7 protein-coding genes and 1 pseudogene are annotated in these 8,450 nt (G+C 70.1%); 2 read left to right on the top strand and 6 right to left on the bottom strand.

The annotated features are described in order from the left end of the window. Positions 1-1,044, bottom strand: a 1,044-nt coding sequence (locus HPA01S_RS21935) for a HAMP domain-containing protein (protein WP_245638726.1), incomplete at its 3' end; no start/stop codon positions are given. Between the two features lie 206 nt (positions 1,045-1,250). Further along, positions 1,251-1,943, bottom strand: coding sequence for an aspartate/glutamate racemase family protein (locus HPA01S_RS21930; RefSeq protein WP_066273549.1), 693 nt, complete (start codon positions 1,941-1,943; stop codon positions 1,251-1,253). A 110-nt stretch (positions 1,944-2,053) separates the two neighbouring features. Here HPA01S_RS21930 and HPA01S_RS21925 point away from each other — a divergent pair, with 110 nt between their 5' ends. After that, entirely contained in the window at positions 2,054-3,229 is a 1,176-nt protein-coding gene (locus HPA01S_RS21925; RefSeq protein WP_066273548.1) for an MFS transporter, read from the top strand. 45 nt (positions 3,230-3,274) lie between these two features. After that, positions 3,275-3,790 carry a YidB family protein gene (locus HPA01S_RS21920; protein ID WP_084360906.1) on the top strand — a complete coding sequence of 172 codons (516 nt, stop codon included), beginning with the start codon at positions 3,275-3,277 and terminating at the stop codon, positions 3,788-3,790. Between the two features lie 61 nt (positions 3,791-3,851). Here the strand turns inward: HPA01S_RS21920 and HPA01S_RS21915 are convergent, their stop codons facing one another. From HPA01S_RS21915 to HPA01S_RS21900, 4 genes and pseudogenes are all read right to left on the bottom strand, one after another. Beyond that, positions 3,852-4,709: an alpha/beta hydrolase gene (locus HPA01S_RS21915; RefSeq protein WP_066273547.1), complete on the bottom strand. Its 858-nt coding sequence runs from the start codon at positions 4,707-4,709 to the stop codon at positions 3,852-3,854. Positions 4,710-4,722: 13 nt separating this feature from the next. Then, positions 4,723-6,225 (bottom strand): M20 family metallopeptidase, encoded by a 1,503-nt coding sequence (locus tag HPA01S_RS21910; protein ID WP_066273545.1) that lies wholly within the window; start codon positions 6,223-6,225, stop codon positions 4,723-4,725. Between the two features lie 134 nt (positions 6,226-6,359). After that, positions 6,360-7,928, bottom strand: a complete 1,569-nt coding sequence (locus tag HPA01S_RS23760) for a methyl-accepting chemotaxis protein (protein WP_066273543.1) — start codon at positions 7,926-7,928, stop codon at positions 6,360-6,362. Positions 7,929-8,021: 93 nt separating this feature from the next. Then, positions 8,022-8,450, bottom strand: a pseudogene (locus HPA01S_RS21900) (methyl-accepting chemotaxis protein); the annotation flags it as partial.

Below are 8,450 nucleotides of genomic sequence, written 5' to 3'. Positions count from 1 at the left end.
CGTAACCACCTGGCCCACCACTTCACCACCGCGCACGGCGATCTCGGCCGCGCTCGCGGCAAGCTGGTTGGCCTGGCGCGCGGCGTCGGCGCTCTGGCGCACGGTGCTCGTGAGCTGCTCCATGCTGGCCGCGGTTTCCTGCAGGTTGCTGGCGGCCTGTTCGGTGCGCGCGCTCAGGTCGCGGTTGCCCGTGCTGATCTCCACGCTCGCGGCGTTCACGCCTTCAACCCCCTGGCGGATCTCGCTCACGATGCGCGCAAGCCCGTCCTGCATGCGCGAGATGCCCATCAACATGCGCGCGGTTTCGTCGCGCCCCAGGCTGCGCACCCGAGTGCCGAGGTCACCACCGGCCACACTCTCGATGGCGCGTGCCGCTTCGCCCAGCGGGCGCGTGATGCTGCCGCTCACCACATACCCCAGGCCCAGTGCCAGCACCAGCACGGCCAGCGCCGCCGCCACCGTGAGCCACATCGCCTGCCGCTGCAGCGCGGCCAGTTCCGCCACCATGCCGTCGACGCGCACGCCCACCGCGTCGCTGATCTCGGTGAAGGCCGCGTCGACCGCGCGCACCTCGGTCTTGGCCGGCTCCATCGCGCTGTTGGCGCGCCAGGGGTCGTTGATCTCGCCGCGCGTGATGCCCACATGGATCGCATTCACCGCCGCGCGGTAGTTGACCAGGCCGGTGCCCATGCGCTCCAGCGCCAGCTGCTCGGCCGCCAGCAGGCTCGGCCGCAGCCGGTCGAGCAGCGCCAGGCCACCCGCCACCTCGGCCTGCCAGGCCGCGTGGTAACGCTCGAGGTCGGCCTCGTCGGCCATGTTGAGGAACAGGTCCTTCTCGTAGCGGCGCATGTGGCCGACGCTGGCGCGCACGTCGCCCAAGGTGCGCAAGGCCGACACCTCCACCTGCACCAGTTGCTGGCTGGCCGAGACGGCGCGGTCGAGGCCGAACAGGGCCGACCCGGCCACGGCCAGAATGCCCAGCGCGCACAGCGCCAGCAGCAGCGCGAGCTTGGCGCGCACGGAAATGAAAGAAAGCCAGGTCATGGGAGGGCAGGGTCCGGGATGGTGCAGCGCCGTGTGGCGCCGTCGCCCGCTTCTTCGGATACCGAGTACCCTTCTTGAGCGATTTTTTCCGACCGGTGATCTGACACGCCCTATGTCATCACGGTGTCACGCTCCTGCTTTCGGAGCGTCGATGAAAGCTCGATGGCAACACCCGGGCACCATGCCCCGTCCGGTGGGTCCTGCGACTACGTACCCACGGCACGCGCCAGCGCCGCACGCGCGAGCAGGCGCGTGGAGTCCAGTGTGGGCAGGGGCGAGTTGGCATCACTCAACACCAGCGGCAACTCGGTGCAGCCGAGCACCACCGCGTCGCAGCCCGTCGTTTGCAGGCCGGCGATCACGGCCTGCAGCCGCGCCACACTGTCGGGCAGGAACACGCCGTTGACCAGTTCGTCCATGATGATGCGCGCCAGCGTGTCGCGCTCGGCCCCGGGCGGGCGCAGCGCGTCGATGCCGTGTGCTGCGAGCGCCGCGGGGTAGACCTCGCTGTCGACCAGCCAGCGCGTGCCGGTGATGCCCAGGCGACGGTAGCCCTGTTGCCGCGCCGCCTGCGCCACCACCTCGGCGATGTGCTGCCAGGGCCGCGGCGAACGCGGTGCGACGAGGTGGAAGGCCTGGTGGATGGTGTTGTCGGGGCAGATCAGGAAGTCCGCACCCGCCGCCGCCAGCTTGTGCGCGGAGTTGAGCATCAGCTCGGCCACACCGTTCAGGTCACCACGCTCCAGGCAGTGCACGTAGTCGGCCAGCGAAAGCGAGTGCAGCGAGATCTCGGGGTGGGCGTGCGGCCCGAGCAGGGCCGCGGCTTCGCTGCAGAGGGTGCGGTAACAGAGCGCAGCGCCTTCGGCGGAACAGGCCACGATGCCGATGTGCAAGGTCATGGGGCGGGGGAAGAACAGTGCATGGGCCTGGCACTATAGCCCTGCGTCGCGCAGGCCCGTCCGCTGCCGCGCGCGGGGCCGGCACGGCGGGCTTGTATAAACGGCGCCACATGAACAAGAACCTCTGGCTGCTGGCCGCCGCACAAGGCCTGTTTCTCACCAACAACGTGGTCTTCATCGCCATCAACGGCCTGGTCGGGCTGGCGCTGGCGCCACTGGGCTGGATGGCGACCCTGCCGGTGATGGGTTATGTGGTGGGCGGTGCGCTGGCCACGCCACTGGTGGCGCGCACCCAGAGCGCCTTCGGGCGCCAGGCCTCGTTCCAGATCGGCCTGCTGGTGGCCCTGGCCTCGGCCCTGCTCTGTGCCTGGGCGGTGCTCGACAAGAACTTCTGGCTGCTGGTGGCCGCCACCGTGGTCGCGGGTTATTACAGCGCCAACGGCCAGCTCTACCGTTTCGCCGCCGCCGAACTGAGCGCACCGGCGTTCCGCGACAAGGCGGTGTCGCTGGTGCTGGCCGGTGGCCTGGTGGGTGCGGTGCTCGGGCCCAACCTCGCGGTGCGCACCAAGGACTGGCTGGGCGTGCCTTTCGCCGGCGCCTATGTGGCGCTGGCGGTCGTGGCGCTGTTGTCCATGGGCGTGATGGCCTTGCTGCGTTTCCCGCCCACGCCGAAGCCGGTGGCGGGTGCCACGGGTGGGCGCCCGCTGAGCGTGATCGTGCGCCAGCCGGTGTTCCTGGTGGCGATGGCCAGCGCCTCGCTCGGTTACGGCGTGATGAACCTGCTGATGGCCGCCACGCCGCTGGCCATGCAGGTCTGCGGTTTCGCGTTCGACGACGCGGCCCTGGTGCTGGAGTGGCACGTGATCGGCATGTTCGCGCCCGGCTTCTTCACCGGCCACCTGATCGCCCGCTTCGGCGTGCTCAGCGTGATGGGCGTGGGCGTGCTGCTCAACCTCGCGTGCATCGTGATCGCGCTCTCGGGCGTGGAGCTGCACCAGTTCCTGATCGCGCTGTTCCTGCTCGGCGTGGGCTGGAACTTCCTCTTCACCGGCAGCACCACGCTGGCGCTGCAGGCCTACCGGCCGGAGGAAAAGAACCGCGCGCAGGCCGCGATCAACTTCGGCGTCTTCGCCACCATGGCACTGACGTCGTTCGCCTCCGGTGCGCTGGTCACCACCCAGGGCTGGCAGTGGCTCAACATCGGCTCGCTGGTGCCGGTGGCCCTGACCGGCCTGGCGCTGCTGTGGCTTGCCTGGGTGCGCCGCCAGGCCCACAATCCCGCGTGACAGAGCGCCCATTCCGGGCGCCCAACTTGATATGGGAAACACACCATGGGACTTCTGGATTCTTTGATCGGTGCCGCCGCCAACGCCGCACTGGGCTCGCAACAACAGGGCAAGCCCGGCGCCGCCGGCGGCCTGCCGGGTGGCCTCGACCCGCAAATGCTGATCGCCCTCGTCGGCTCGGTGCTGGCGAGTGCGGGCGGCCTGCAGGGCCTGCTCGCCAAGCTGCAGGCCGGTGGCCTGGGTGATGCGGTGCAGTCCTGGATCGGCACCGGTGCCAACCAGCCGGTGTCGGGCTCGCAACTCGGCAGCGCCCTCGGCCCGGACCTGCTGGGCACCATCGCCGCCCAGCTCGGCGGCAGCAAGGAACAGGCTTCGGGCACGCTGGCCGACCTGTTGCCCGGTTTGATCGACCAGCTCACGCCCAAGGGCCAGGTGCCCAGCGACAACGAACTCGGCGGCCTGGGTGGCCTCGGTGCTTTGCTGGGTGGCGGTGGTGCGCAAGCTGGTGCCGCCGGCGACCTGATGGGCATGCTCGGCGGACTGCTGCAGCCCAAGCGCTAAAACCAACCCGGCCCGGTCACGCCGGGCCGTTGCGCCGCGCGGCGCACACGCGGCGCAACACTCAGGCCGCGGGTGCCCGCCGGTCCAGCCAGGCCTTGAGCGTGGCCAACACCTCCGAGGGGTCGCTCTCGTTGAACAGCTCGTGGTACTGGCCCTCGAAGACGCGGCCACTCAGCACCTCGCGCGGCGCGGCGGCAGCGAAGGCCTTGCTGCCGGCCGGGCGCACCAGGCTGTCGGCACCGGCGTACATCAACAAGGTGGGCACTTTCCAGCGCGGCGCGGCCGCCAGCACGCGCGGGCCGTTGCTGTCGATGAAGCGCGCCAGCCGCGCGCTGATGCGGTCGTGCACCAGCGGGTCTTTCTTGTAGGCCGCCACCACCGCCGGGTTGTGCGAGATCTTGTTGGCGTCCAGGCCGTTGCCGATCACGGCGTTGGGCGCAAACCGGTACAGCAGGGCGATCAGCTTGCGCTGCAGCGGGCCGATGCCGGCGTCCAGCGCGGGCGATGACAGCACCAGGCCGTCCACCGCTGCCATGCGGCGCTGCACGAAGGTGGCGCTGATGAGGCCGCCCATGCTGTGGCCGAGCAGGATCAGCGGGCAGGCCCAGGGCTCGGCGATGTGCGTGCGCGTGTCCTCCATCACCTCGGCCAGGTCTTCCAGCAGCGCGTCGTCGTCGGGCAGCACGCCGCGCGCGCCGCCCGATTCGCCGTGGCCGCGCTGGTCGTAGGCGCGCACCGCAAAGCCCCATTCGTTCAGGCGCCGCGCCAGCGCGTCGTAGCGCCAGGCGTGTTCGCCCAGGCCGTGCACGATGAGCACCACCGCACGCGGGCGCCAGCGCATCGGCAGCGGCCAGTCGAACAGGGCCAGGTTGAGGCCGTCGCGCAGGGTGAAGGGGGCCTGGGTGGTGTCGGCGGACATCGGATGTGCGGGCTCAGGGCATGCGGGCGATCACCTGGGCCACGGTCGCGGTGAGGCGCCGCGCGTAGTCCAGGTGCAGGAATTCGTTCGGGCCGTGCGCATTGCTCTTGGGGCCGAGCACGCCGCAGACCATCATTTGCGCGGTCGGGAAACCCTGGCTCAGCATGTTCATCAGCGGGATGGTGCCGCCCTGGCCGATGGTGCCGCAGCCAGCACCGTAGTGCGCCTGCGAAGCTGCTTGCAGCGCGTTCTCGAACCAGGGTGCGGTGCTCGGCGCGTTCCAGCCGCTGGCCGCGCCTTCGCCCTCGAAGGTCACCTTGGCCTGGTAGGGCGCGTTGTCTTCCAGCAGGGCCTTGAGGCGCTGCACCGCGGCCGGTGCGTCCACCAGCGGCGGCAGGCGCAGGCTGAGCTTGAAGGCGGTGTAGGGGCGCAGCACGTTGCCGGCGTTGCGCATCTCGGGGAAACCGTCGGCACCGGTGACCGACAGCGTGGGCCGCCAGGTGCGGTTGAGCAGGGCTTCCACCGGGTCGGTGGTGGTGGGCAGGGCGAAGGCGGTGCTGCCACCGCAGTCGTGGTGCGCCCAGGGAAACCGTTTGTAGATCTCGTCGCCCAGGATGGCGGCGGTGGCGCGCGCCTGTTCGATGCGCTCGGCCGGCACCTCGCAATGGAAGCTGGCCGGCAGCAGGCGGCCGGTGGCGCTGTCTTCGAGCCGGTCGAGCACCTGACGCATGATGCGAAAGCTCGACGGCACCAGGCCCGAAGCATCGCCCGAGTGGATGCCTTCGGTGAGCACCTCGACCTTGAGCACGCCGCTGGCCATGCCGCGCAGGCTCGTGGTGAGCCAGAGCTGGTCGTAGTTGCCGGCGCCGCTGTCGAGGCAGATCACCAGGCCCACGTCGCCCAGGCGGGTGCGCAGCGCGTCCACGTAGGGCAGCAGATCACCCGAACCACTTTCTTCGCAGGTTTCGATGAGCCCGACGATGCGCGGGTGCGCCGCGCCCTGGGCCTTGAGTGCCTGCAGCGCGGCGATGCTGGCGTAGACCGCATAACCGTCGTCGGCACCGCCGCGGCCGTAGAGCTTGCCGTCGTCGATCTTGGGCGTCCAGGGGCCGAGGTCTTTGCGCCAGCCGGTGAACTCGGGTTGTTTGTCGAGGTGGCCGTACATCAGCACGGTCTGGCCCGATGCGGGCGCCGGCGTGCCGTCGCGCCCGGCGCTGGCCGGCACTTCAAAGAACAGCACCGGCGTGCGGGGCACGCCTTGCGCGTCGTTCAGGCGCACGATCTCCAGCGTCAGGCCTTCGACCTGCTGGGCCTTCACCCAGTCGGCCGCGCTTTGCAGCACCTTCTCGAGCAGGCCGTGGGCGGCCCAGTCGGCATCGAACGCGGGCGACTTGGCCGGCACCTCGATGTAGCGGATCAGCTCGGGCACGATGCCGCCGGACCAGCTCTGGTCCACATGGGCCTGCAGGGCCACGGGGTCAAGCGGGGGCGAGGAGTGGGGCAGGCGGGCGTTCATGGCAGCGGTCTCCGGGGTGCGCGGCCGGGCGCGTGAGGCCCGGCCAGTGGACAGGGAAACAGTATAGGCACGCCGCACGGTTGTTCGTGCGTTCGCGCTGCCTGTGAACTGGCTGTGTGATGTGCGGCGCGGGCTCAGGCCGATGCGGGCGCGAGGCGGAACACCTGCACCACGCCGGCCAGCCGTTGCGCCTGGTCTTTCAGGCTCTCGGCCGCCGCCGCGCTCTCTTCCACCAGTGCGGCGTTCTGCTGCGTCATCTGGTCCAGCTGCGTCACCGCCACGTTCACCTGGCCGATGCCGTCGCTCTGCTCGCCGGCGGCGGTGGTGATGTCGGCAATGAAGGTCGAGACCTTGTCGGCATTGGCCACGATCTCGCCGATGGTGCTGCCGGCCTGGGCCACCAGACGCGAGCCGTCCTGCACCTTGCTCACGCTGGCGTCGATCAGGCCCTTGATCTCCTTGGCAGCCTGCGCGCTGCGCAAGGCCAGGTTGCGCACCTCGCCCGCCACCACCGCAAAGCCCCGGCCCTGTTCGCCGGCGCGCGCGGCTTCCACCGCGGCGTTGAGCGCCAGGATGTTGGTCTGGAAGGCAATGCCGTCGATCACGCCGATGATGTCGCCGATCTTTTTGCTGCTGTGGTTGATCTCGTCCATGGTGGTGACCACTTGGCCCACCACTTCACCACCGCGCACCGCCACCTCGGCGTTGGCCACCGCCATCTGCGAGGCCTGGCGCGCCGCGTCGGCGCTCTGGCGCACGGTGCCGGTGAGCTGCTCCATGCTGGCCGCGGTTTCCTGCAGGTTGCTGGCCGCCTGCTCGGTGCGCGCGGACAGGTCCTGGTTGCCGCTGGCGATCTGCTGGCTGGCGGTGCCGATGCTGTCGGTGGCGTTGCGCACCTCACCGACGATGCGCGCCAGCGAGCTCTGCATGGTGTTGAGCGCGTGCATCAGCGAGGCCAGCTCGTCCTTGCCCACCACCGGCACGGACCGCGTGAGGTCGCCCTGCGAGATGGCCAGCGCCAGGCCGCGCGCTTCCTGCACCGGGTCGCAGATGCTCTTCATGTTGTACAGCGTGGTCGGCACCACCACCAGCGCCGCGATGGCCAGCGCCAGCGCAAACAGCAGCAGGGTCTGGCTGTTGGCGTCGCGGCCGGCCTGGCGCGCTTCGGCGGCTTCGGCCATCAACGCAGTCTCCAGGCCCTTCAGGCTTTCCAGCAGCTCGCTGTAGTTGGCGTGCGCCCGGTTAAGCATGCGGTTGGCCACGGTGGCCGAGTCGTAGCCACTGGATTCGAGCTGGCGCGTCACCGGCTCGACCGCCGCCACGTAGGCCGCGAGCTGGCCCTGCATCTGCTGCACCAGGGTGTTGTCCGCGTCGGACTGGCCTTCCAGCATGTGGCCCATCTGGCTCTGCGCCGCGTCGCGCGCCGCCAGCCACTGGGCCTTGATGCGCGTCACCTCTTCCGGCTTCTCGTAGGCAATGATCATGTCCTTCTCGAGCCGGCCCATGTCGCCCAGCGAGACCTGCAGGCGCGACAGCGTGAGCGTTTCCTCGAACGCGTTTTCGATGAAGGATTCGTTCAAGGCGTGCACGCGGGCCATGCCCCACCAGCCGGCGGTGCCCACGATCAGCAGCAAAAGCAGCACGACGGCAATGGCACCCAGCATGCGGGTGCGAATGGAAAACTGGCGCATCAACGACATCATGGTCTATCTCCGGATGGCGGCTCGGTCGGGCGGGCAGGGTGGCCGCGGCCCGCGAGCGCTCTGTGTATGGGGTCGCGCCAGCGGCGCGACCGATCAAAAACTTTCCCAGTCGCCTTCGGCGCCGGTCGAGGCGGTGGCGGCAGCCGGCCGCGCCACCGGCAAGGGCCGGGGTGCGCTGGCCGGGGCGGCATTCGCAGGCGTGGTCGGTGCCGGAAGGCGTTGTGCGCCGGTGGTGGCGCGCTTGGCGAGCACCGGTGCGGCCGCCACCAGGGCCTTGGCCGGCGGACGGGCCGGGGCTTGCGGCGCCAGGCGCACCGGCGTCTGGGGAGGCGCCTGCAGCAGCACCGGGGCGCTGGCATCCAGGCGGAAGATCTGCACCACCGCCGCGAGGCGTGAGGCCTGGTCCTTCAGGCTCTCGGCCGCCGCTGCGCTTTCTTCCACCAGCGCGGCGTTCTGTTGTGTCATCTGGTCCAGCTGCGTCACCGCCACGTTCACCTGGCCGATGCCGTCGCTCTGCTCACC

Origin of the sequence: Hydrogenophaga palleronii NBRC 102513 (genome assembly GCF_001571225.1) — a bacterium.
In the GTDB taxonomy this organism is placed as follows: Bacteria; Pseudomonadota; Gammaproteobacteria; order Burkholderiales; family Burkholderiaceae_C; genus Hydrogenophaga; species Hydrogenophaga palleronii.
This window is presented reverse-complemented; position numbering and strand designations above follow the sequence as displayed.

What these genes read in the sequence shown, in the direction of transcription:
- HPA01S_RS21930 (WP_066273549.1), bottom strand. Translation starts at nt 1,943, where the DNA reads ATGACCTTGCACATCGGCATCGTGGCCTGTTCCGCCGAAGGCGCTGCG.
- HPA01S_RS21925 (WP_066273548.1), top strand. Translation starts at nt 2,054, where the DNA reads ATGAACAAGAACCTCTGGCTGCTGGCCGCCGCACAAGGCCTGTTTCTC.
- HPA01S_RS21920 (WP_084360906.1), top strand. Translation starts at nt 3,275, where the DNA reads ATGGGACTTCTGGATTCTTTGATCGGTGCCGCCGCCAACGCCGCACTG.
- HPA01S_RS21915 (WP_066273547.1), bottom strand. Translation starts at nt 4,709, where the DNA reads ATGTCCGCCGACACCACCCAGGCCCCCTTCACCCTGCGCGACGGCCTC.
- HPA01S_RS21910 (WP_066273545.1), bottom strand. Translation starts at nt 6,225, where the DNA reads ATGAACGCCCGCCTGCCCCACTCCTCGCCCCCGCTTGACCCCGTGGCC.
- HPA01S_RS23760 (WP_066273543.1), bottom strand. Translation starts at nt 7,928, where the DNA reads ATGATGTCGTTGATGCGCCAGTTTTCCATTCGCACCCGCATGCTGGGT.